A 722-nucleotide genomic window follows, 5' to 3' on the forward strand; every position below is an offset into this window, starting at 1 on the left:
GAACGAAGCGGGTTCGGCTTGAATGAATCGTTAGGCCGCCATTTGCCCACAAGAGTGATTCGGTAGCAAGCCACACGCTTGACCTGAAGCCGAGCCAGTCGGCCGCGCGCCAGGAGCTACAGGCGCCCATCCCAGATGCCGCCTGGTGGCATGGGACGCGGCAAATGCCGCCGGACGGTCCGGGCGCACCCCTGGGCAACTCGGGCGCGACCCGCGGACTAGCCGAAGCTGCTTGTGCCGAAGCGAAGATGCACGGCCGCGCATCGGGGACTGCGAGCGCCCCGCCTTGATGCCGCCAATAACCTCGATCGCCAGGACTGCCGCGTGGAAATACGAGCGCCGCTTAGGTGACTCCAAGCGCGACCGAAGAGGGTGGACGAAAGCGACAAGGTGCTGAGCGAAGCGAGCAACCCGAACTGCCGAATTGCCGCAGCAGGCCCGCTCTTAGCGGCCTAACACCTGAAATAAGCCGACCCGCGAAGCGGGTTCGGCTTGATTGAATTGTTAGCTCCCTTGCGAGGAGAGCGGGATAACGACGCTTGAAACTGTGGATGTCTCATCGCTGACCTTGGCCCACCGCAAACTGTGGAAGATTAGGTTGATTCGGAAGCGATCAGTCTCAATCTCAGCTTCATGCATCGGGTTGCCTAGCCGGGCGGCCCATGCGGCGGCTTTGGTTGATGGTTCAATTGCCCGAATGCCTGGCCATGCCAGCGACCAAC

General features: G+C 61.9%; 1 protein-coding gene. It reads right to left on the reverse strand.

What is annotated here, in order from left to right:
- Positions 1 to 504: 504 nt before the first annotated feature.
- A partial coding sequence (locus tag G7B67_RS13355) for a YxiG-like protein (protein WP_207780943.1) occupies positions 505 to 722 on the reverse strand: 218 nt, incomplete at its 5' end.

It is taken from the genome of Cognatiluteimonas telluris, from assembly GCF_011320095.1.
Classification (GTDB): domain Bacteria; phylum Pseudomonadota; class Gammaproteobacteria; order Xanthomonadales; family Xanthomonadaceae; genus Cognatiluteimonas; species Cognatiluteimonas telluris.